Origin of the sequence: Escherichia sp. WS1265, assembly GCF_046487585.1 — a bacterium.
GTDB lineage: Bacteria > Pseudomonadota > Gammaproteobacteria > Enterobacterales > Enterobacteriaceae > Escherichia > Escherichia coli.
The window spans coordinates 1-21216 of record NZ_JBJQJE010000028.1; the positions used below are offsets into that span (position 1 = coordinate 1).

At 50.7% G+C, this 21216-nt stretch carries 24 protein-coding genes and 1 tRNA gene; 8 read left to right on the top strand and 17 right to left on the bottom strand.

Features of this window, described 5'->3' with window-relative positions:
- Positions 1-20: 20 nt before the first annotated feature.
- The 5 genes from ACJHX3_RS21995 to luxS all read left to right on the top strand — a co-directional run bounded on the left by ACJHX3_RS21995 (position 21) and on the right by luxS (position 3593).
- Positions 21-97: transfer RNA gene (locus ACJHX3_RS21995), tRNA-Arg, on the top strand.
- A 210-nt stretch (positions 98-307) separates the two neighbouring features.
- Positions 308-874 (top strand): fructose-1-phosphate/6-phosphogluconate phosphatase, encoded by a 567-nt coding sequence (yqaB, locus tag ACJHX3_RS22000; protein WP_000273309.1) that lies wholly within the window; start codon positions 308-310, stop codon positions 872-874.
- On the top strand, positions 871-1299 hold the full coding sequence (locus tag ACJHX3_RS22005) for a YqaA family protein (protein ID WP_001287455.1): 429 nt from the start codon (positions 871-873) through the stop codon (positions 1297-1299). The genes yqaB and ACJHX3_RS22005 overlap by 4 nt, the downstream gene beginning before the upstream one ends.
- 72 nt (positions 1300-1371) lie before the next feature.
- Positions 1372-2928 carry a glutamate--cysteine ligase gene (gshA, locus tag ACJHX3_RS22010; RefSeq protein WP_000611804.1) on the top strand — a complete coding sequence of 519 codons (1557 nt, stop codon included), beginning with the start codon at positions 1372-1374 and terminating at the stop codon, positions 2926-2928.
- A 149-nt stretch (positions 2929-3077) separates the two neighbouring features.
- Positions 3078-3593 carry an S-ribosylhomocysteine lyase gene (gene luxS, locus ACJHX3_RS22015; protein ID WP_094308535.1) on the top strand — a complete coding sequence of 172 codons (516 nt, stop codon included), beginning with the start codon at positions 3078-3080 and terminating at the stop codon, positions 3591-3593.
- Positions 3594-3656: 63 nt separating this feature from the next.
- Here the strand turns inward: luxS and emrB are convergent, their stop codons facing one another.
- From emrB to ACJHX3_RS22085, 14 genes are all read right to left on the bottom strand, one after another.
- On the bottom strand, positions 3657-5195 hold the full coding sequence (gene emrB / locus ACJHX3_RS22020; protein ID WP_001295176.1) for a multidrug efflux MFS transporter permease subunit EmrB: 1539 nt from the start codon (positions 5193-5195) through the stop codon (positions 3657-3659).
- A gap of 16 nt (positions 5196-5211) precedes the next feature.
- Positions 5212-6384, bottom strand: coding sequence for a multidrug efflux MFS transporter periplasmic adaptor subunit EmrA (gene emrA, locus ACJHX3_RS22025; protein WP_001295175.1), 1173 nt, complete (start codon positions 6382-6384; stop codon positions 5212-5214).
- Positions 6385-6510: 126 nt separating this feature from the next.
- A complete protein-coding gene (gene emrR / locus ACJHX3_RS22030; protein ID WP_000378442.1) occupies positions 6511-7041 on the bottom strand; it encodes a multidrug efflux transporter EmrAB transcriptional repressor EmrR in 531 nt (176 codons plus the stop codon).
- Between the two features lie 90 nt (positions 7042-7131).
- Positions 7132-7467, bottom strand: coding sequence for an L-valine transporter subunit YgaH (gene ygaH, locus ACJHX3_RS22035; RefSeq protein ID WP_000119745.1), 336 nt, complete (start codon positions 7465-7467; stop codon positions 7132-7134).
- Positions 7457-8194 carry an L-valine exporter subunit YgaZ gene (gene ygaZ, locus ACJHX3_RS22040; protein ID WP_000445658.1) on the bottom strand — a complete coding sequence of 246 codons (738 nt, stop codon included), beginning with the start codon at positions 8192-8194 and terminating at the stop codon, positions 7457-7459. Before ygaZ ends, ygaH begins: the two co-directional genes overlap by 11 nt.
- 123 nt (positions 8195-8317) lie before the next feature.
- Positions 8318-9502: an MFS transporter gene (locus ACJHX3_RS22045; protein WP_094308534.1), complete on the bottom strand. Its 1185-nt coding sequence runs from the start codon at positions 9500-9502 to the stop codon at positions 8318-8320.
- A 452-nt stretch (positions 9503-9954) separates the two neighbouring features.
- Positions 9955-10947 (bottom strand): glycine betaine/L-proline ABC transporter substrate-binding protein ProX, encoded by a 993-nt coding sequence (gene proX / locus ACJHX3_RS22050; RefSeq protein WP_001216531.1) that lies wholly within the window; start codon positions 10945-10947, stop codon positions 9955-9957.
- A gap of 57 nt (positions 10948-11004) precedes the next feature.
- Entirely contained in the window at positions 11005-12069 is a 1065-nt protein-coding gene (proW, locus tag ACJHX3_RS22055) for a glycine betaine/L-proline ABC transporter permease ProW (protein ID WP_000774975.1), read from the bottom strand.
- On the bottom strand, positions 12062-13264 hold the full coding sequence (proV, locus tag ACJHX3_RS22060) for a glycine betaine/L-proline ABC transporter ATP-binding protein ProV (RefSeq protein ID WP_000985490.1): 1203 nt from the start codon (positions 13262-13264) through the stop codon (positions 12062-12064). Before proV ends, proW begins: the two co-directional genes overlap by 8 nt.
- 355 nt (positions 13265-13619) lie before the next feature.
- Positions 13620-14579, bottom strand: coding sequence for a class 1b ribonucleoside-diphosphate reductase subunit beta (gene nrdF, locus ACJHX3_RS22065; RefSeq protein ID WP_024216519.1), 960 nt, complete (start codon positions 14577-14579; stop codon positions 13620-13622).
- A 9-nt stretch (positions 14580-14588) separates the two neighbouring features.
- The gene (nrdE, locus tag ACJHX3_RS22070; protein WP_042096242.1) at positions 14589-16733 is read right to left on the bottom strand and encodes a class 1b ribonucleoside-diphosphate reductase subunit alpha; all 2145 of its coding nucleotides are present in this window, start codon (positions 16731-16733) and stop codon (positions 14589-14591) included.
- Positions 16706-17116, bottom strand: a complete 411-nt coding sequence (nrdI, locus tag ACJHX3_RS22075) for a class Ib ribonucleoside-diphosphate reductase assembly flavoprotein NrdI (protein ID WP_000080947.1) — start codon at positions 17114-17116, stop codon at positions 16706-16708. The genes nrdE and nrdI overlap by 28 nt, the downstream gene beginning before the upstream one ends.
- The gene (gene nrdH, locus ACJHX3_RS22080) at positions 17113-17358 is read right to left on the bottom strand and encodes a glutaredoxin-like protein NrdH (RefSeq protein ID WP_001223227.1); all 246 of its coding nucleotides are present in this window, start codon (positions 17356-17358) and stop codon (positions 17113-17115) included. The genes nrdI and nrdH overlap by 4 nt, the downstream gene beginning before the upstream one ends.
- 247 nt (positions 17359-17605) lie before the next feature.
- On the bottom strand, positions 17606-17935 hold the full coding sequence (locus tag ACJHX3_RS22085) for a DUF883 domain-containing protein (protein ID WP_001295174.1): 330 nt from the start codon (positions 17933-17935) through the stop codon (positions 17606-17608).
- Positions 17936-18086: 151 nt separating this feature from the next.
- Between ACJHX3_RS22085 and ACJHX3_RS22090 the strand changes: the two genes are divergently transcribed.
- Positions 18087-18431: a DUF2002 family protein gene (locus tag ACJHX3_RS22090; RefSeq protein WP_000281320.1), complete on the top strand. Its 345-nt coding sequence runs from the start codon at positions 18087-18089 to the stop codon at positions 18429-18431.
- Positions 18432-18467: 36 nt separating this feature from the next.
- Here the strand turns inward: ACJHX3_RS22090 and alaE are convergent, their stop codons facing one another.
- On the bottom strand, positions 18468-18917 hold the full coding sequence (gene alaE / locus ACJHX3_RS22095) for an L-alanine exporter AlaE (RefSeq protein ID WP_000492661.1): 450 nt from the start codon (positions 18915-18917) through the stop codon (positions 18468-18470).
- Positions 18918-19584: 667 nt separating this feature from the next.
- Between alaE and stpA the strand changes: the two genes are divergently transcribed.
- A complete protein-coding gene (gene stpA, locus ACJHX3_RS22100) occupies positions 19585-19989 on the top strand; it encodes a DNA-binding protein StpA (RefSeq protein WP_000115383.1) in 405 nt (134 codons plus the stop codon).
- A 46-nt stretch (positions 19990-20035) separates the two neighbouring features.
- Here stpA and ygaP read toward each other — a convergent pair whose 3' ends face one another.
- Positions 20036-20560, bottom strand: coding sequence for a thiosulfate sulfurtransferase YgaP (ygaP, locus tag ACJHX3_RS22105; protein ID WP_001229441.1), 525 nt, complete (start codon positions 20558-20560; stop codon positions 20036-20038).
- A 9-nt stretch (positions 20561-20569) separates the two neighbouring features.
- On the bottom strand, positions 20570-20869 hold the full coding sequence (locus ACJHX3_RS22110) for an ArsR/SmtB family transcription factor (protein ID WP_094308531.1): 300 nt from the start codon (positions 20867-20869) through the stop codon (positions 20570-20572).
- Between the two features lie 182 nt (positions 20870-21051).
- On the opposite strand from ACJHX3_RS22110, the gene ACJHX3_RS22115 reads away from it, so the two are divergent.
- On the top strand, positions 21052-21210 hold the full coding sequence (locus ACJHX3_RS22115) for a YqaE/Pmp3 family membrane protein (protein ID WP_000508177.1): 159 nt from the start codon (positions 21052-21054) through the stop codon (positions 21208-21210).
- Positions 21211-21216 lie beyond the last annotated feature (6 nt).

The window sequence follows — 21216 nt, forward strand, 5'->3', positions numbered from 1 at the left end:
AGTAAAATAAATTTCCCGATGCATCCGTAGCTCAGCTGGATAGAGTACTCGGCTACGAACCGAGCGGTCGGAGGTTCGAATCCTCCCGGATGCACCATATTCTCCGTAATCTTCAGCAATGAAGGTATCGAAGAGGTAGCGGTACTAACCGCAGGCACCATCTTCTCCCACAAATTTCCTTCAAAAATATCTCATTTCTAAATAACTACTTTATCCATTTCCTGAATTTTCTTCTCCTTCGCCATCAGCGACAAAATCAAGCAATTACGCTAAAGTAGCGTCATATTTTTCGACTTGCGAGAAGACCATGTACGAGCGTTATGCAGGTTTAATTTTTGATATGGATGGCACAATCCTGGATACGGAGCCTACGCACCGTAAAGCGTGGCGCGAAGTATTAGGGCACTACGGTCTTCAGTACGATGTTCAGGCAATGATTGCGCTTAATGGCTCGCCCACCTGGCGTATTGCTCAGGCGATTATTGAGCTGAATCAGGCAGATCTCGACCCGCATGCGTTAGCGCGTGAAAAAACAGAAGCAGTAAGAAGTATGCTGCTGGATAGTGTCGAGCCGCTTCCTCTTGTTGAAGTGGTGAAAAGTTGGCATGGTCGTCGCCCAATGGCTGTAGGAACGGGGAGTGAAAGCGCCATCGCTGAGGCATTGCTGGCGCACCTGGGATTACGCCGTTATTTTGACGCTGTCGTCGCTGCTGATCACGTCAAACACCATAAACCCGCGCCAGACACATTTTTGTTGTGCGCGCAGCGTATGGGCGTGCAACCGACACAGTGTGTGGTCTTTGAAGATGCCGATTTCGGTATTCAGGCGGCCCGTGCAGCAGGCATGGACGCTGTGGATGTTCGCTTGCTGTGAGTGAAGCGTTATCGCTTTTCTCGTTGTTTGCCAGTAGTTTTCTCAGCGCTACACTATTACCCGGCAACTCCGAAGTCGTGCTGGTGGCAATGTTGCTTTCCGGGATCAGTCATCCCTGGGTTTTAGTTTTAACAGCAACAATGGGTAATAGCCTTGGAGGGTTAACTAACGTTATCCTTGGGCGTTTCTTTCCACTGCGTAAAACATCGCGCTGGCAAGAGAAAGCTACCGGCTGGCTGAAACGCTATGGTGCAGTCACGCTATTATTAAGCTGGATGCCCGTGGTTGGCGATTTACTGTGTCTGTTAGCGGGATGGATGCGCATCTCGTGGGGACCGGTAATCTTTTTTTTGTGCCTTGGTAAAACGTTACGCTATGTTGCAGTTGCAGCAGCTACCGTTCAGGGCATGATGTGGTGGCACTAATTGTAGGCCTGCACATATGGTCACCATTACAGTTATGCTAATTAAAACGATTTTGACAGGCGGGAGGTCAATTTGATCCCGGACGTATCACAGGCGCTGGCCTGGCTGGAAAAACATCCTCAGGCGTTAAAGGGGATACAGCGTGGGCTGGAACGCGAAACTTTGCGTGTTAATGCTGATGGAACACTGGCAACAACAGGTCATCCTGAAGCATTAGGTTCCGCACTGACGCACAAATGGATTACTACCGATTTTGCGGAAGCATTGCTGGAATTCATTACACCAGTGGATGGTGATATTGAACATATGCTGACCTTTATGCGCGATCTGCATCGTTATACGGCGCGCAATATGGGCGATGAGCGGATGTGGCCGTTAAGTATGCCATGCTACATCGCAGAAGGTCAGGACATCGAACTGGCACAGTACGGCACTTCTAACACCGGTCGCTTTAAAACGCTGTACCGTGAAGGGCTAAAAAATCGCTACGGCGCGCTGATGCAAACCATTTCCGGCGTGCACTACAATTTCTCTTTGCCAATGGCATTCTGGCAAGCGAAGTGCGGTGATATCTCGGGCGCTGATGCCAAAGAGAAAATATCTGCGGGTTATTTCCGCGTTATCCGTAACTACTATCGCTTCGGTTGGGTCATTCCTTATCTGTTTGGTGCGTCTCCAGCGATTTGTTCTTCTTTCTTGCAAGGAAAACCAACGTCGCTGCCGTTTGAGAAAACCGAGTGCGGTATGTATTACCTGCCGTATGCGACCTCTCTTCGTTTGAGCGATCTTGGCTATACCAATAAATCGCAAAGCAATCTTGGTATTACCTTCAACGATCTTTACGAGTACGTGGCGGGCCTTAAACAGGCAATCAAAACGCCATCGGAAGAGTACGCGAAGATTGGTATTGAGAAAGACGGTAAGCGACTGCAAATCAATAGCAACGTGCTGCAGATTGAAAACGAACTGTACGCGCCGATTCGTCCAAAACGCGTTACCCGCAGCGGCGAGTCGCCTTCTGATGCGCTGTTACGTGGCGGCATTGAATATATTGAAGTGCGTTCGCTGGACATCAACCCGTTCTCGCCGATTGGCGTAGATGAACAGCAGGTGCGATTCCTCGACTTGTTTATGGTCTGGTGTGCGCTGGCTGATGCACCGGAAATGAGCAGTAGCGAACTTGCCTGTACACGCGTTAACTGGAACCGGGTGATCCTCGAAGGTCGCAAACCGGGCCTGACGCTGGGTATCGGCTGCGAAACCGCGCAGTTCCCGTTACCGCAGGTGGGTAAAGATCTGTTCCGCGATCTAAAACGCGTCGCGCAAACGCTGGATAGCATTAACGGCGGCGAAGCGTATCAGAAAGTGTGTGATGAACTGGTCGCCTGCTTCGATAATCCCGATCTGACTTTCTCTGCCCGTATCTTAAGGTCTATGATTGATACTGGTATTGGCGGAACAGGCAAAGCATTTGCAGAAGCCTACCGTAATCTGCTGCGTGAAGAGCCGTTGGAAATTCTGCGCGAAGAGGATTTTGTAGCCGAGCGCGAGGCGTCTGAACGCCGTCAGCAGGAAATGGAAGCCGCTGATACCGAACCGTTTGCGGTGTGGCTGGAAAAACACGCCTGACAGAAAAGAAAAAGGCCACTCGTGAGTGGCCAAAATTTCATCTCTGAATTCAGGGATGATGATAACAAATGCGCGTCTTTCATATACTCAGACTCGCCTGGGAAGAAAGAGTTCAGAAAATTTTTAAAAAAATTACCGGAGGTGGCTAAATGCCGTTGTTAGATAGCTTCACAGTCGATCATACCCGGATGGAAGCGCCTGCAGTTCGGGTGGCGAAAACAATGAACACCCCGCATGGCGACGCAATCACCGTGTTCGATCTGCGCTTCTGTGTGCCGAACAAAGAAGTGATGCCAGAAAGAGGGATCCATACCCTGGAGCACCTGTTTGCTGGTTTTATGCGTAACCATCTTAACGGTAATGGTGTAGAGATTATCGATATCTCGCCAATGGGCTGCCGCACCGGTTTTTATATGAGTCTGATTGGTACGCCAGATGAGCAGCGTGTCGCTGATGCCTGGAAAGCGGCAATGGAAGACGTGCTGAAAGTGCAGGATCAGAATCAGATCCCGGAACTGAACGTCTACCAGTGTGGCACTTACCAGATGCACTCGTTGCAGGAAGCGCAGGATATTGCGCGTAGCATTCTGGAACGTAACGTGCGCATCAACAGCAACGAAGAACTGGCGCTGCCGAAAGAGAAGTTGCAGGAACTGCACATTTAGTCAGTAAACTATCTTCACAATTAATTGAAAAAAGCCAGTTCAAATGAACTGGCTTAGTTGTACTTAGTGCGCACCGCCTCCACCGCCACCTGCGCCAAAGGGCGGTTTAGCAAACCACACCAGCCCCAGCAGGACGAGGAATATTCCGGCTGACATCCAGAAGATCTCATTGGCGGAAATAATCAGCCCCTGATTGGTGATCTGCTGGGCAATCCAGCCTGATGCCTGCTGTTGCGTCATCCCAAGCCCTTCCAGTTGACTGTACATCGCCTGGGCATTCGGGTTGAACGGGTTTACCGACTCGGTTAACTGTGCGTGGTGCATCGACTCGCGGTTGGTCCACATGGTGGTGGTAATGGATGTGCCGATAGACCCCGCCAGCGTTCGCGTAAAGTTAGAGAGGCTCGATGCCGCCGCCAGTCGTTCCGGTGGCAAACCAGACAGCGTAATGGTGGTCAGCGGCATAAAGAAGCAGGCCACTGCGAAGCCCTGGATAAACTGCGGCCAGGCCGACGCACCAAAATCCATACCCGGTTCAAAGGTATAGGCACGCCAGTAGAAGCAGACGGCATACATAATAAAGCTGAAGGTTACCAGCCGCCGCATATCCAGTTTATGCGCGAAGCGGCCGATAATCGGCGACAGGATCACCGGAATAATCCCTACCGGCGCAGAGGCCAAACCTGCCCAGGTCGCCGTGTAACCGTAGACCTCCTGCAACAACTGCGGCAGCAGAACAATCGCGCCGAAGTAGAGCATATACGCGAGGCTGATACACAAGCAGCCGATGGTGAAGTTGCGCGACTTAAACAACGACAGATCGACTATCGGGTTATCGTCGGTCAGCTCCCAGACAATCAGGAAGCAGATAGCCACCACCGCCACCACGGTAAGGATGATAATTTCCTGTGATGAAAACCAGTCCAGCTCTTTACCGCGGTCGAGCATAATCTGTAGGCTGCCGATACCAATAACCAGCAGTGCCAGCCCCACGGCATCAATCCGCCGCCGTTCGGTGCGGGTTTCGCGTCCGCGCAGGGTTTGCAGTGTCATCAACACCACCGCCACGCCAATCGGCACGTTGATGAAGAATATCCAGCCCCAGTGGTAATTATCGCTGATATAACCGCCGAGGATCGGGCCGCAAATTGGCGCGACAATCACCGTCATCGACCACAACGCCAGCGCGATCGAGCGTTTGGCTGGCGGGTAGTTATTCAGCAATAGACTTTGCGAAAGCGGGATCAGCGGCCCGGCGACAATCCCCTGAATTACGCGGAAGAAGATCAGCATATTCAGGCTGCTGGAGACACCACACGCCCACGACGCAATAGCAAAGGCGATGGTTGACCAGAGGAACAGTTTCACTTCCCCGACGCGCTTTGCCAGCCAGCCGGTAAGCGGGATCGAGATGGCATTCGCTACCCCGAAGGAAGTGATTACCCACGTTCCCTGGCTGAGCGATGAGCCCAGGTTTCCGGCGATAGTGGGGATCGCCACGTTAGCAATGGTGGAGTCCAGCACCTGCATGAATGTCGCCAGTGACAGCGCAATCGTCATAATGACCAGTTGCGCGCCTTCCAGCGGTTTTTGCTGTTGCATAACACGCACCTCTGGATTAGCCAGCGTTAGCTTTTACGATATCGTCGATCAGTTTATTGACAGGTGCCAGGCTGATTTCACGCGCGGTACTTACCGCGACCGGTGTGGAACGTACTTTATTTGCCAGTACCTGACCGTCACGGTTAGTGGTATTGACGCTCACCAGCGTGGATAAACCGATACGCAGCGGGTATTGCTCCAGCTGTTTTTGGTCCAGTTCGATACGAACAGGCAGACGCTGAACGACTTTGATCCAGTTACCGGTGGCGTTTTGCGCCGGAAGCAGCGAGAACGCGCTACCTGTGCCCATATCCAGACCAACCACTTTACCGGTGTATTTCACATCATCGCCGTAAATATCGGTGGTGATGGTGACCGGCTGACCGATGCGCATATTGGCAATCTGCGTCTCTTTAAAGTTGGCATCCACCCACATATTGGTGGCTGGAACGACCGCCATCAGCGGCGTCGTTGGGCTAATTTGGGCCCCAGGCTGTACTGCTCGGCGGGAGACATAACCAGTCATCGGGCTGACAATACGGGTACGCTCCAGTGCCAGCCAGGCGTTACGTACTTCGGTGGCAGCCTGTTGCACGGCAGGCTGATCTTCCAGTTTAGTTCCCAGAATCATCGCCTGATTGGCATTGTATTGTTGAATAGCGACGTCCAGTTGCGCCTGGGCACTGGTGACGGCGTCGCGGGCGTGTTGCAGCTCTTCGCGACCGATCAGGTTGGCATTGCCCAGCGGCACACGGCGGTTGTAGTCGCTTTGTGCTTTCGCGAGGGCGATTTTTTGCACCTCAATATTCGCCTGCAACTGTTTGCTGTTAATCATCAGCTGGTGGGTTTGGCGAACGCTGGAAGCCAGTGCAGTTTTGGCTTTTTCAAACGCCTGGCGAGCATCTGTCGGGTCGAGAGTGACCAGCACATCGCCTTCTTTTACAAAATCGGTGTTATCGGCCCAGACTTTCGTCACGCTGCCAGACACCTGAGACATAATTTGAATCTGATTCCCTGCCACGTATGCGTCATCAGTTTCTTCGAAATGACGCAGTACCAAAAACCAATAAATCCCTATCGCTACGGCAATAATTATAAAGAGCAAGGTGAGAAGGAGGAGCAGACGCTTACGTTTGCCGCTCTTCTTTACCGGTTGCTGCGGGGTTTGAGTCTCCGCATTTGCGCTCATATTGTTCTCCACGATCTTCTTAACTCATCGGCTGAGCCGACCTGCTTGCCAAAAAGGCCAGCATGTTGCGATGCTGGCCAGTCATTTTTTCTTTTATAAATCTGGATTTTTGAGCGAGATGACGCGTTAGCTCATCGCTTCGAGAACCACACCGTCTTGTTCCATCTGGTCGAGACGGGAGAGCAATTTGCGGGTGATTTGCTCGAGCTGATCTTTTTCTGTTGTGCTGAGCGCGGACCAGAGTTGATGCAGGCAGTTATGCTGCGGTGGTAAAACCTCGCGCAAAAACTCGTGACCTTTTTCCGTTAATTGCAGATGCAGGCAGCGGCGATCGTTATCGCTTTCACGACGTTCGATCCAACCGCGTTTTTCCAGTTCATCGGCAATACGCGTCGCGTTGGTACGGGATGATCCAAGAGCACAACTCAATTCAGAAGGCTGAATACTGTGGTTTTCCTGAGACTCCAGCGTAATCAACGCCATAAACAACGTCTCGTTAATCCCCTGAGCCTTCAGCATTTTATTGCGGTTCTCCAGCAGCTTGCTTTGCATGTGCATGCAAAGACGAGTCAGAAGGATCTCCTGATAAGGAAAATCTTCGTGGCGGCTGGCGCGAAATTTTAGCATTTGTTCAATGGGCGTAAACGAACTATCCATTTGGGTATGACCTCATTAATTTCAGCCGATATAGTAACGACAGAGATAAATAAAGTAAATGTATTGTTTTAGAAAAATGATTCTTGTGGGTTATATAATCGCCATCACTTTCCAGGCGAGCCCGTAGGCCAGCGCACTAAGCAGTGTTGGGATGATAATGCTGCGTGTTTTATAGAAACTGGCACCCAGTACCGCGAAGCCGACCAGCGTGGGCACGAAACGGCGTGTATCGTGCATCACTTCTGGTGCGGTAGAGACAACCAGCAGAGCGCATATCGAGGCGATGCCAATGGTGTCGAGCAATATGCCTATCGCGCCACGTTTGGTTGGGCGGGCATTACCCACACGCAGGCGCAGCGGCAAATAGCGGAAGCAATAATTCGCCGCGCCAACCAGTAACCCAAGCAGCAGAACCTCATAGCTCATCGGGCGCTCCTTGCCAGAATGCCTGGATTAACGCAGTGAGGCAGCCACAGACAATGCCTGCCAGAATGGCGACGGGAATAGAAAATAGCGTTACGCCTGCAAGGGCACCAACTAACGCTGCGGTAACGCAAAGAGATTGTTTGCGCTGGAAAGAGGCGAGCAGGAAACTCATAAAGAGTGCCGGAAGCATAAAACCTAATGCTGCTTCAACGGCGGGATAACCTTGCAGCAAACCGCTGCCGGAGAATGCCCCTATTACCGTACCAAATACCCACGATGACCATGAACTGAAGGCAATGCCGATCATCCAGTTCTCGCTCCAGCGGCGATTATTGCGTACCAGTTTTGCGGTTGCGGCGGCAAAAACCTCATCCGTCAGGCCAAACGCCCACAGGGCGGTTTTCGATTTTTGCAGACGCTGAATAATACGGCTACGCAGTGACGGGCCATACAAAACATGGCGAACATCCATTGCCATGACGGTCAGTGCAGCAACCCACAAACTACTCCCGGCTGCCAGCATCGCGGTAATGACGAACTGGCTCGCGCCTGCATAAATGATGCAGGAGAAAAAAACGCTTTCGAGAGGAGAGAATCCCAGACGGGTCGCATTCAGACCGAACGCAAAGGCCACCGGAATATAACTAATAACAATCGGTAAACTGTCTTTGCATCCTTCCATGAAGGTCGCCGAACCAGGAGCAGGCTGTGGAGTAGGGCTTTCCATAGAGTGTACGCTTAACGATTGTTAATATTATAAATAGACTGAATGAATATCTTAACCTTATCAGACTGATGGGCTTCTTAACACCCTTATAAGTGTAAAGCCACGAAAACGGTTGCTGATTGCTTAATTTGCGGCTTCCTGACGATGAAAACCTCGCCACCAGACCAGTAAGTTAACCAGGGCAATCGTCGCGCCAGCCAGACAAACGCCAGCCCAACCGCCATGTTGCCAGGCTGAGGCTGAAATTAGCGAACCGGCGGCACCGCCAATAAAGTAGCTGGTCATGTAACCTGCGGTCAGGCGATTACGCGCATCAGGGTGTATTCGATAAATTACTGTCTGGTTAGTGATATGCACGCCCTGCACGGTGAGATCCAGCACCAGGATGCCGATAATCAGCGCCAGTACGGAAGTGTGACCAAACCAGATCGTCAGCCATGAAAGTAACAGCAGCAGCAGACCGAAAGTTGTGGTGTGGTGCGATTTACCCTTATCGGCAAAACCGCCCGCCGGACGAGCGCCCAACGCTCCGGCTGCTCCCGCAAGTCCAAACAGACCAATGACGCCATCGCTGTAATTAAAAGGCGGAGCGGTGAGCAAAAAGGCCATTGAGGTCCATAGAATGCTGAAGTTGGCAAAGGTCAGGCAGCCCAGCAACGCGCGGGTGCGCAGAATTTTATCGCTGATAAACATGCTGAAAACGGAACCAAGCAACTGTGGGTAGTTGAGGTGGGTTTCTGATTTCATTTGTGGCAGACCACGCCATAATGCCAGCGCCATCAGTGCCATTAACACCGAGGCAACCCAAAAGACGGTGCGCCAGCCGCCGAGGTTTGCCAGCAACCCGGCAACGGTTCGTGCCAGCAAGATCCCCAACAGCAGCCCGCTCATAATGGTGCCGACCACTTTGCCGCGTTTGTCTGGTGAAGCCAGCGTCGCTGCCAGCGGAACCAGAATTTGTGCCACGACCGAGAATAAACCGGTCAATGCCGTACCGAGGATCATCATCGCCAGTGACTGACTGCTGGCAGTGATTAACATACCGCCCGCTGCCAGTAAGGTCATCGAGACAATCAGGCGGCGGCGTTCAAACATATCACCGAGGGGAACAAGAAACAGCAGACCTGCGGCATAGCCCAACTGCGCGGCGGTAACAATAAAGCCCGCCGAACTGGCGGAAAGGGAAAAGTTACGCGCGATGGTGTCGAGTAATGGCTGGGCGTAAGAGTTACTGGCTACCGCCAGACCGGTGGCGATAGACATCAGCACGATCAGCGCCGGGCTAAGCTCATGGTTTGTTTTAGTCATTATTTTTGTTCATCAGGTGATGATTAAGCTGGGAATCAATAATAGCGGATGTTTATGAATGTGGGGCGAAAGATAGATTGTTAAAATGTGCGGGTAATGGGGAGAGGGTATTTGAAGGTGAAATATGCCACTAAGGCAAATGTTACGTTCACTTCCAGATTATAGCTACTTTGTCACTATTTTGCTGGTGAACGTGCCAGGGTGGCTCAGTCGCCACCACCCTGGCGACCCAGGCTTTTGGCACAAAATCGCCGCTACGCGGTACATTCGACTTATTTCTTACGGCTATCGGGTACGGGCGCGAGGTAACATCCCTGTAAGACGCGCCCTCGCCGCGCATCCCTGCGCGTCGCCCCGGCCTTCAGAAAACGTCTCATCGATTTTCAGCCGGATTAAAACCATCGCTGCAATTGTTTTACTCACATGAGCATTATCTGCGCGGTTATCAATATTTACTTCTGCGCTGCCAGCGCCTCATTCACCCAGCCATCGAACTGCTGCTGGTGGGCTTTGATCCAGCCATCAACGTGGCCCTGAATATCGCCTTCTGAGGCTTTGCCGTCATGCATAATGGCGTTCTGGGCGTTAATATCTGCCACTGGTAACTGCATAATGGCAAACAGTTTCGCTGCTGCCGGGTTTTTCTCGGCCCAGGCTTTGTTGGCAACGATATGCATGGTACTGACCGGGAAGCCGTAATTCGCGCCATTCGGCAGTTTGGTATCGGCATTTTTATCGCCCGGCAGTGCGGAGAACGGCACCTGCAACCAGACCACATCTTTCCCCGGTTTCAGTTCGTTACTCACCCAGTACGGCGTCCAGGTGTAGTAAAACACCGGCTTACCCTCTTTGTAACGACTGATGGTGTCAGCCATCATCGCTGCGTAGTTCCCCTGATTATGCGTCACGGTATTGGTCAGTCCATACGCGGCAAGCTGGTGGTTGATCGCACCTTCGCAGCCCCAGCCAGGGTTACAGCCAGTCAAATCCGCTTTACCGTCGCCGTTGGTATCGAACAGTTTGGCGATCTTCGGATCTTTCAGTTGCGCGATGTTGGTGATTTTGTACTGGTCGGCAGTTTTCTTATCGATCAGGTAACCCTGTGCCGCGCCGTTAACAAATACTCCTTCACGATAAAATTTCTTATCGCCACCGGCAGCTTCGTACATGTTGTCATGCAGTGGCGTCCAGTTCACTGCGGTGAAGGTTGCATCGCCGGAAGCAAGCGAGGTGTAGCCAACGTTGTAATCCACTTCGCTGGGTTTATTGACGGTATAACCTAATTTCTCCAGCGCGCGGCTGACCAGCAGCGTCTGGAAAGTTTCTTCGGTGATGGTGCTCTGAACCGGATTAACAGTAATGCCTTTGCCCGGCAGGTCGGCAGCAAAAGTTTGTGTAGAGATAAGCGTGGCAAACGCTGTCGCAAAAAGTACGCTATGTCGCATTGTTATTCCTTTTTTTGGCAGGGTGATAATGCCCGGCGTCACCGGGCAAGTGCAGAGTTACTTAATGAATGGGCGGGTCAGCAGACCGACAGGGCCAGTGGTGTACCAGCGACGGTTGCCGCGACTGCGTGAGTCGCGCCCAACGGCCTGCGTCAGGCGGTCGAGGATAATGGCGAGGATCACAATCCCGACGCCGCCAACGGTGGCAAGCCCCATATCCAGACGACCGATACCGCGAAGCACCATCTGACCCAGCCCGCCGACGGCAATCATCGAGGCGATGACCACCATAGAAAGGGCCAGCATCAGCGTCTGGTTAACGCCCGCCATAATGGTTGGCATCGCCAGCGGTAACTGAACTTTGAACAGCATCTGGCGCGGGCTGGCACCGAATGAGCGCGAGGCTTCAATCAGATCCGCCGGAACATGGTTAATCCCTAGAATTGTCAGACGGATAATCGGCGGCAGAGCAAAGATGATCGTCACCACTACGCCCGGCACGTTACCGATACCAAACAGCATGACGATTGGTACCAGATAAACAAACGCTGGCGTGGTCTGCATGGCATCAAGCAGTGGACGAATAATTTTCGCCGCTCGTGGACTTCTCGCCAGCCAGATCCCCAACGGCAAACCGATGACGATACAGAACAGCAGGGCGGTTAACACCAGCGCCAGGGTAACCATGGCCTGCGACCAGGCACCGATTGCGCCGATGGCAATCAGCGAAACCAGCGTCGCCACGCCCATTCCGACCCCGGAAATCTGCCAGGCGATGAGAGCGAAAACGATAATCGCCACTGGCGCTGGCATACCCAGCAGCAATTGCTGGAAACCGTTGAGGATATAATCAACCGGAACGCGCACGCCCTGGAAGACGGGACGGAAATGGGTAACGACCCAGTCGATCCCTTCAGTGACCCAACTGTCGAGCGGGATCAGCGTTTTATGGAACGGATCGAGAATATTAAAATGCTCGACGTTTGGTGCAGGCGTACTGGTCAGCCAGTCAGCGCCACCGCCGTCAGTCGGTGCAGTCGCCGGTGTACCCCAGGCGTCTGCGGACTGTGCGGCACTGTCCGCCGCTGGCGTGGTATCCCACGGATTATTTTGATCAGCCATTATTTACCCCCTCACGATCTAAAGCGCGCAGCAGCATTCCTTTCGAAATGATGCCGACATACTGTTGGTCCTCGTCGACCACGGGCACCGCACAGGGGGCCTGTCCGACATGAGAGAGCAACTCGCTAAGAGGCGTTTGTGCATCGACCGCTAACGGCGCATCAATCAGCGCCGCATCAAGACCTTGCTGCTGCGTTAACGCGGCTTTAAGCGAATCGATAGACACAGCGCCGACAAACTTATTACCGCGTTCGATGACGTAGCCATATTCGCGATCTTCATCCTGCAATAATTTCAGTGCCGAACGCGGGCCGAAGCCGGGGGTTTTACGAATTAAGCCGTTCGGTGTACGACGGGCAATATCTTTCGCACTGAACACCTGGCTAATATCGACGCCACGGAAGAAGGTACGGACATAATCATTCGCCGGATTATTAAGAATTTCATCCGGTGTACCAACCTGCACCACTTCACCATTTTGCATAATGGCAATTCGGTCACCAATACGCATAGCTTCATCGAGATCGTGGGAAATAAAGACAATGGTGCGCTGATGTTTCGCCTGTAATTTTACCAGCTCATCCTGCATCTCGGTGCGAATTAATGGATCGAGTGCCGAGAAGGCTTCGTCCATTAATAATATATCCGGATTAATCGCTAACGCGCGGGCTAATCCCACACGTTGACGCATCCCGCCAGAGAGTTCATCCGGGTAGCTGTGGGCATAATTTTCCAGCCCGACCTGACGCAGTGCATCAAGGGCTTTTTCACGGCGTTCTTCGGCATTAATTCCGGCCAGTTCCATACCGAACGCAGTATTGTCCAGCACGGTCATATGCGGCATTAAGGCAAAGGACTGGAAGACCATCGCAATCTTTTTTCTGCGCACCTCACGGAGTTCGGCGTCGGATATTTTGGCAATATCCACACCATCAATCAGCACTTGCCCGCGGGTGGGTTCAATCAGGCGATTGAGAAGGCGTACCATTGTGGATTTACCCGAACCGGATAATCCCATGATGACAAATATCTCGCCTTCTTCAATGGCCAGACTGGCGTCTTTTACGCCAAGCGATAGCCCAGTTTTTTCCAGAATTTGTTCTTTTGAAAGTCCTTGTTCGATATATTTGAAAGCTCGTTGTGGATGCTCACCAAATATTTTATAAAGATTTTTAATTTCTAATTTAATTGCCATGCAATAGAAAGATTCCTGTTATTTGTTTATGTCGATACATTACCCAATGGAAATAGTCACTTTTTTCTACCCTAACATACTGAGAATTTGAGGCAACCCCTGACGGCAAATGTGGCATGAATATTGATGAGAGCAAATCGCCGGAATTTCCCGTGATATAAGGGCTGAGAGCAAATCGAGAAAAGTTGATATTTTTTGTCAAAGATAGCGAAAAAACGCCTGAATATTGTGGTTTCAGGCGAATAATGCAACAGAGTGTCAGTGTAGATCACCACAAAATATTTGCGTGATAAAAAGCTATTTGGCGGGAATTATTTCCCTGCTGCGGGTAGTGATATTTTTGAAAATAACCCCCTCAGAAATTCCAGTCTTCATCTTCTGTTTCGACCGCTTTTCCCATCACATAAGAGGAGCCTGAACCGGAAAAGAAATCGTGATTTTCATCGGCATTCGGCGAAAGCGCGGCGAGGATTGCCGGATTCACTTCTGCCATTTCTGCGGGAAATAACGGTTCGTAGCCCAGATTCATCAACGCCTTATTGGCGTTGTAACAGAGAAACGCTTTCACATCGTCAGCCCACGGGGTTTCGGCGTACAGCTCATCGGTGTATTGCAACTCGTTGTCGTAGAGTTCCAGCAACAAATCGAAGGCGAAACTCTTCAACTCTTCACGTTGTCCCAGAGATATCTTTTCCATGTTTTTCTGATATTTATAGCCTATGTAGTAACCGTGGACTGCTTCATCGCGGATAATCAGACGGATCAGGTCTGCGGTATTGGTCAGCTTTCCGCGGCTGGAAAAATACATCGGCAGCCAGAAACCGGAATAGAACAAAAATGATTCAAGAAACACACTGGCGATTTTCTTTTTCAGCGGATTATCACCGCGATAATGTTGCTGAATAATCTGTGCTTTTCGCTGCAACGGCGCGTTTTCTTCACTCCAGGCGTAGGCGGCATCGACATCTTTGGTCTGGCACAGCGTCGAGAAAATCGAACTGTAAGAGCGGGCATGAACCGCTTCCATAAAGCTGATATTCGATAATACCGCCTCTTCATGAGGCGTGAGCGCATCGGGCATCAGCGAAGGCGCGCCGATAACATTTTGCAGCGTGTCGAGCAGCGTCAGGCCAGTAAAAACGCGCATCGTCAGTTGTTGTTCTACGACACTTAATGTCTGCCAGGCGGGAATATCATTCGACAGCGGCACCTTTTCTGGTAGCCAGAAATTGCTGGTCAGGCGATTCCACACCTCCAGATCTTTATCGTCTGTTATCTTGTTCCAGTTGATGGCGCTGATACGTGAGAGTTTCATAGATATTCCTTAAAGTGCACAGGAGACGCAGCCTTCAATTTCAGTGCCTTCCAGCGCCATCTGACGCAGGCGGATGTAGTAGAGCGTTTTGATACCCTTGCGCCAGGCGTAAATCTGCGCTTTGTTGATATCGCGAGTGGTGGCGGTATCGGGGAAAAACAGCGTCAGCGACAGCCCCTGATCGACATGGCGAGTCGCTTCCGCGTAGGTGTCGATGATCTTTTCTGCGCCGATTTCGTAAGCGTCCTGATACAGCGCCAGATTCTCGTTAGTCATAAACGGGGCAGGGTAGTAAACGCGTCCTGTTTTGCCCTCTTTGCGTATCTCTACTTTCGCCACAATCGGATGAATACTCGACGTAGCATGGTTGATATAAGAGATAGAACCGGTTGGCGGCACCGCCTGAAGATTCTGGTTGTAAATGCCGTAGCGCATCACGTCGTCGCGCAGCTGCGCCCACATCTCACGGGTAGGTAACGTAATACCGCTACGGGTAAACAGTTCGCCAACTTTCGCCGTTTTCGGCTGCCAGTTCCCTTGCAGATATTGGCTAAAATATTCACCACTGGCATAGCGTGACTGTTTGAACCCGGCGAAGGTTTCACCGCGTTCGCGCGCCAGCAACATCGAGGTACGCAGTGCGTGCCAGGTGATGGTATAGAAATAGAGATTGGTGAAATCCAGTGCTTCCGGCGAACCATAAGCGATGCCTTCTCGCGCCAGATAGCCGTGTAAATTCATCTGCCCCAGTCCGATGGCGTGTGAGGCGGCATTTCCGGCTTCGATGGACGGCACGCTGCGGATATGACTCATATCTGACACCGCCGTTAAACCGCGCACGGCAGTCTCTACCGTGCGGGCAAAGTCGGGGGAATCCATGGTGTGGGCAATATTCAACGAACCTAAATTGCAGGAAATATCATGGCCTGTGCGGGCATAGTCGAGATTCTCGTCATGCTCTGAGGCGCTGTTAACCTGCAAAATTTCTGAGCAGAGATTGCTCATATTTATGCGCCCGGCGATAGGGTTAGCACGGTTAACCGTGTCTTCATACATGATGTAGGGATAGCCAGACTCAAACTGGATCTCAGCCAGTCGCTGGAAGAAATCACGGGCGTTGATGTATTTTTTGCGGATGCGTTCATCGGCAACCAGTTCGGCATAGTGTTCGCTGATGGCGATATCAGCAAACGGCTTGCCATAAACTCGCTCAACGTCATAGGGCGAAAACAGCGCCATCTGCGCATTCTCTTTTGCCAGATGGAAAGTGATATCCGGGATCACCACGCCCAGCGACAGTGTTTTAATGCGGATTTTTTCGTCGGCATTTTCCCTCTTTGTATCGAGAAAACGCAGAATATCGGGATGATGGGCATGTAAATAGACTGCGCCAGCACCCTGACGCGCGCCGAGCTGGTTGGCATAGGAAAATGCGTCTTCCAGCATTTTCATCACCGGAATCACGCCAGAAGATTGATTTTCAATACGTTTAATTGGCGCGCCCGCTTCCCGCAGATTCGACAGCAAAAATGCCACGCCGCCGCCGCGTTTCGACAGTTGCAGTGCGGAATTTACTGCCCGGCCAATCGACTCCATATTGTCTTCAATACGCAGCAAAAAACAGGAAACCAGTTCGCCGCGCTGCTGCTTACCACAGTTGAGGAATGTCGGTGTTGCAGGCTGAAAGCGTCCTGACAGCATCTCATCGGTCAGTTGCGTCGCCAGTGTTTCATCGCCTTGTGCCAGCGTCAGCGCCACCATCGTGACTCGATCGGCAAAATCTTCCAGATAACGTTTACCGTCGAATGTCTTCAACGTATAGCTGGTGTAAAACTTCCATGCCCCGAGGAATGTCTGGAAACGAAAACCGCTGGTGTGTGCGTGGGCAAACAGCGTAATGACAAAGTCGCGAGAGTAGCGATTAAGAACGCTTTCATCATAGTAACCTTCGTTGACCAGCCAGTTCAGGCGCTGCTGCTGGCTACTGAAGGTCACACTGTTCGGACGCACATGCGTCGCAATAAAGGCGTCAACGGCCTGGCGATCTTTATCGAACTGAATGCGACCTGCGCTATCGTAGAGGTTAAGCATCGCATTCAGCGCGTGGTAATCCATCGTTTCCTGCGTCAGGCATTCTGCGGTTGTCGTTGCCAAAATTCGGTTACTCCTTTACGAACGTTTTCGATATCGCTTTGCGTACCCATGAGTTCAAAGCGGTACAGCCACGGCACGCCGCATTTCCGGGCTATCACATCTCCGGCGCGGCCATACGCCTCACCAAAGTTGCGATTACCCGAAGCAATAACGCCGCGCAGCAACGCCCGATTGTGCTCGTCGTTTAAAAAGCGAATGACCTGTCGTGGCACCGCGCCAGCTGTACCGCCGCCGCCGTAAGAGGGCACGATCAGGATGTAAGGCTCGTCTACCTGAATCCGTTCCCGCTCATTGAGCGGGATGCGCACCGCGGGCAGTCCTAAACGTTCGATAAAACGCTGCGTATTTTCGGAGCTACTGGAAAAGTAGACGAGTTGGCTCATGCACTGGCCGCGTGTGGCGCTGGATGCAGACGATTGATCATGTCCGGGCGGAAACCAGACCAGCTAAGATCGCCAGCAATCACTACCGGCAACTGACGAAAGCCCTGCGCACGCAGCGCTTCCGCCGCTTCAGGAACGCGATCGACATTAATCATTTCAAAATCAAAGCCCCGGTTTTCCATCGCCCGTTTGGTGGCGTGGCACTGAACGCAATCGTTACGAGTGTAAATAGTAATGCGCATGATTCGTATTTCCGTTTAAAATGAAGATACGGCGCGATGATACGCGTCGGGTTGTCTCTCTGTTGATACAGAGATACTAGATGTAGTTGAAAAAAGATTCAACCACACAATATATAGCAAATAGTGGTCGAAATTACCCTGGGTATGAGCGTGACGGGGTAGGGGGATTTTTGTGATTCACCAGGCAAAAAGAAACCCCGAAGCCAGGCTTCGGGGTCAAAGACGCGTATTTATTATCATTGTTGCACTACGATTTGCGCATGCTTAACAGTGCGCCGATAAAAATACCAACCGCAGCTGCTGTACCCACGCTACACCAGGGTCTTTCACGAACAAAAGAATCCGCGCAGCCAACGGCATCGCGCGCGGCTTGCTGGACGCGAGTACGACCATGCATTCGCGCTCTGGTTTCTTTCAGTAGAGCCTGCGCTTTACTACGAGCGGCTTCGGCTTCCCCTTTGGCGTCGCTGCCCCAGGACTTCAATACAGATTCGAGGCTGTCAGCTAATTGATTGACATCATTCTGGATATCCTGCACGCCATCATCGACGTCGTTGCGGTTCGGTCGGTTAAACATATGATCCCCCATTAGAATTCGATGTAATTTTCAGTGTAGACCATAATTTTCTTAACTGAGGTTCATCGCGGCTTTATGGACTTTTCTGAAAGCGTTGTGAATGCGCAATCAGGTAAGGTAGGCCCGCGGTTGATAATAACGAGGATCAAATATGTATTTACGACCAGACGAGGTGGCGCGCGTACTTGAAAAAGTCGGTTTTACTGTCGATGTGGTAACTCAGAAAGCCTATGGTTACCGCCGTGGGGAAAATTATGTCTATGTTAATCGCGAAGCGCGAATGGGACGTACCGCTCTGGTAATTCATCCAACATTAAAAGAACGCAGTTCAACACTGGCTGAACCCGCTTCCGATATTAAAACTTGCGATCATTACCAGCAATTTCCGCTCTATTTAGCGGGTGAACGTCATGAGCATTACGGTATCCCGCATGGCTTTAGTTCGCGTGTTGCGCTTGAACGTTATTTGAATGGTTTATTTGGCGAAGCCAGTTAAAGACGCGACTGGCGATGCCAGTCGCGAAAAGAAGGGTCAGGCTTTTACCTGCTGGTAACGGCTGACTTTAAACAGTCGGCGGCAATAATCGAGGAAGTAGCCATAAACCGCCCCCATCAACATCGAAACAACGATGTTTGAACTGACCGCCGCCATAATCTGATGCCAGTCTGCGCCCACCACTAACAAGATCGCCACATACACCGGTGACTGGAACGTCACATACGCCAGGATATCCGCCAGATTTTTTACCCAGCCCGACGGACTAACTTTGCGTGCCGCGCGCATAAACAGATCGCGGTACATACCGTATGGCCATGCAATTAAGATGTTCACCGGAATCGCTACCAATCTGGAATAAAGAGACTGTTCGAAGCTCATTCCGGAGAGGAAAACTTCAATACACATGTTCACGACAGAACAGTAAACAACCATCGCGAACGTATCTGCAACTGCATGACGCAAGCGTGACTGCGGTGAGAACATGCTAATGCTCCTTAATAAAAGCGTAATGGGATGTTAATGGAGATGAAAACAGTGGATCTCATTGCCATCTGCATTTTCGCATAGCGTATATCGCTGGCTATGACTAATCAATTAGTGAAAAATTTTTATTTAGTCAGTTTTTGTAGATAAAATATTCCGTAACGGCTCGTTTTTTGTACATTGTGGATTTTTACATGCCGATATGATTTATTTTCAATTAAATCAATTAGATATGAGATTACCTTTAATTTAACTAATGAAAGTTTGGGGGTGAGGTAACGCTATAAACGTAGAGAATTCGGTGTATGTCGTGACCGGGTCATTTACAGCATTTTTTATGCCAGAAAATGTACATTAACAGCAGAAAGCACCAGTGAGGGGTGTTTTCTTTTATTCTGTTATATTGCATTTTTATTCACTTCGGTTTTGTCAGGCTTGCGGAATTAGCGAGCAGAGAGCGCCGTTCTGTTCACCAATAACCGAAATTACTCATCAAAATGGCTAATATATAATCTTGAAATTATTCTGAGAGTTTCAGAAAATAACAGCTGAAATAATCTCGCGCAGGACTGTAAATAGATTAAATTTTGTGGAAATATAATAAGTGATCGCTTACACTACGCGACGAAATACTTTTTTGTTTTGGCGTTAAAAGGTTTTCTTTATTATGTCCGTAATGTTACAAAGTTTAAATAACATTCGCACCCTCCGTGCGATGGCTCGCGAATTCTCCATTGACGTTCTTGAAGAAATGCTCGAAAAATTCAGGGTTGTCACTAAAGAAAGACGTGAAGAAGAAGAACAGCAGCAGCGTGAACTGGCTGAGCGTCAGGAAAAAATTAGCACCTGGCTGGAGCTGATGAAAGCTGACGGAATTAACCCGGAAGAGTTATTGGGTAATAGCTCTGCTGCTGCACCACGCGCTGGTAAAAAACGCCAGCCGCGTCCGGCGAAATATAAATTCACCGATGTTAACGGTGAAACTAAAACCTGGACCGGTCAGGGTCGTACACCGAAGCCAATCGCTCAGGCGCTGGCAGAAGGTAAATCTCTCGACGATTTCCTGATCTAATTACTGAGGCCGGATGCCGCCGCTATGGCGCGTCCGGCGTCGCTTCTCAAGCTCGTTGGTTCCACGGCATCTTACCTAACAACCTTGCCATCCCACAAAAACCGCTAATTCCTGCAAACAGTAACCCGGCACCAACAAAGCCGCTTAATAAGAAGAAACCGCTATTTACGGTATAACCTAGTATAACTCCGATTAATATTAAACCACCCGCAGCGATCTGCACCTGGCGCATTAACGGCAAGGGTTGAGATTTATTTACCGCTACTGGTAATCCTGCTTTTTTCCAGCCATCAATCCCATCTTCGAGTAAAAAGATTTCTGCGGGGGCGGCAATCGCTGCTAATTTATCGGCGTTATTACTGGTGCGTTTACCTGCCTGGCAGTGGAATATAATTTGCTCGTGACGTAATTTAGCCGGAAGACCTGACTGTTCCAGCACGGATAATGGAGCCAGATCTGCTTCAGGAATATGCTCACGAAGATATTCATCAGCGTCACGAATATCGATTAACTTTGCGCCGCGTGCGATTAATTCTTGTGCATCATGCGGCGAAATGGTTGTCAAAGCCATAGTGACTCCTTACGGACAATAGACATTTTTCAGGGTGGCGATAATGGCATTTACCGCCTCATTTTTAATGGAATATAGAATGCGTTGGGCATCCCGTTGGCTGTCGATAAACCCTTCGTCCCGCATACGAGCGAGATGCTGTGATGTCGCAGAGGCACTCAGTCCGGTAATGCGCGTCAGCTCTCCCGCGCTGGTGCCGGGGGAACCGCTAAGCATGCACAGAATCAGCAACCGTTTAGGGTGGCTCATTGCTTTCAATAAGGCCGCTGCCTGTTCGGCACTAGCCTGTAATTGCGCGAGTTCAGTCATAGTTATTTAAGTATTTTCTAAATTAAGTAAACTCTAAACTAAAAATGCAACATATACCAGCCTCAGCAGCGTAAATGAGAGTAAAAGCGTAAGCTGAAACTGGAAGGCTCCGCTAAAATTACTACGCTTAAGAGATAAAATCTCTTTTTAAACAATGAGTAATTTTCTTATAGGGAGTACATATGGGTTTCTGGAGAATCGTCATCACCATCATTCTGCCGCCGCTCGGCGTGCTGCTCGGTAAAGGGTTCGGTTGGGCGTTCATTATTAATATTCTGTTGACACTGCTTGGGTATATCCCCGGTTTGATTCACGCGTTCTGGGTGCAAACCCGCGATTAAACCTGT

Coding starts and splice junctions, on each gene's coding strand:
- yqaB (WP_000273309.1), top strand. CDS start 308: ATGTACGAGCGTTATGCAGGTTTAATTTTTGATATGGATGGCACAATC.
- luxS (WP_094308535.1), top strand. CDS start 3,078: ATGCCGTTGTTAGATAGCTTCACAGTCGATCATACCCGGATGGAAGCG.
- emrB (WP_001295176.1), bottom strand. CDS start 5,195: ATGCAACAGCAAAAACCGCTGGAAGGCGCGCAACTGGTCATTATGACG.
- emrA (WP_001295175.1), bottom strand. CDS start 6,384: ATGAGCGCAAATGCGGAGACTCAAACCCCGCAGCAACCGGTAAAGAAG.
- emrR (WP_000378442.1), bottom strand. CDS start 7,041: ATGGATAGTTCGTTTACGCCCATTGAACAAATGCTAAAATTTCGCGCC.
- ygaH (WP_000119745.1), bottom strand. CDS start 7,467: ATGAGCTATGAGGTTCTGCTGCTTGGGTTACTGGTTGGCGCGGCGAAT.
- ygaZ (WP_000445658.1), bottom strand. CDS start 8,194: ATGGAAAGCCCTACTCCACAGCCTGCTCCTGGTTCGGCGACCTTCATG.
- ACJHX3_RS22045 (WP_094308534.1), bottom strand. CDS start 9,502: ATGACTAAAACAAACCATGAGCTTAGCCCGGCGCTGATCGTGCTGATG.
- proX (WP_001216531.1), bottom strand. CDS start 10,947: ATGCGACATAGCGTACTTTTTGCGACAGCGTTTGCCACGCTTATCTCT.
- proW (WP_000774975.1), bottom strand. CDS start 12,069: ATGGCTGATCAAAATAATCCGTGGGATACCACGCCAGCGGCGGACAGT.
- proV (WP_000985490.1), bottom strand. CDS start 13,264: ATGGCAATTAAATTAGAAATTAAAAATCTTTATAAAATATTTGGTGAG.
- nrdF (WP_024216519.1), bottom strand. CDS start 14,579: ATGAAACTCTCACGTATCAGCGCCATCAACTGGAACAAGATAACAGAC.
- nrdI (WP_000080947.1), bottom strand. CDS start 17,116: ATGAGCCAACTCGTCTACTTTTCCAGTAGCTCCGAAAATACGCAGCGT.
- nrdH (WP_001223227.1), bottom strand. CDS start 17,358: ATGCGCATTACTATTTACACTCGTAACGATTGCGTTCAGTGCCACGCC.
- ACJHX3_RS22085 (WP_001295174.1), bottom strand. CDS start 17,935: ATGTTTAACCGACCGAACCGCAACGACGTCGATGATGGCGTGCAGGAT.
- ACJHX3_RS22090 (WP_000281320.1), top strand. CDS start 18,087: ATGTATTTACGACCAGACGAGGTGGCGCGCGTACTTGAAAAAGTCGGT.
- alaE (WP_000492661.1), bottom strand. CDS start 18,917: ATGTTCTCACCGCAGTCACGCTTGCGTCATGCAGTTGCAGATACGTTC.
- stpA (WP_000115383.1), top strand. CDS start 19,585: ATGTCCGTAATGTTACAAAGTTTAAATAACATTCGCACCCTCCGTGCG.
- ygaP (WP_001229441.1), bottom strand. CDS start 20,560: ATGGCTTTGACAACCATTTCGCCGCATGATGCACAAGAATTAATCGCA.
- ACJHX3_RS22110 (WP_094308531.1), bottom strand. CDS start 20,869: ATGACTGAACTCGCGCAATTACAGGCTAGTGCCGAACAGGCAGCGGCC.
- ACJHX3_RS22115 (WP_000508177.1), top strand. CDS start 21,052: ATGGGTTTCTGGAGAATCGTCATCACCATCATTCTGCCGCCGCTCGGC.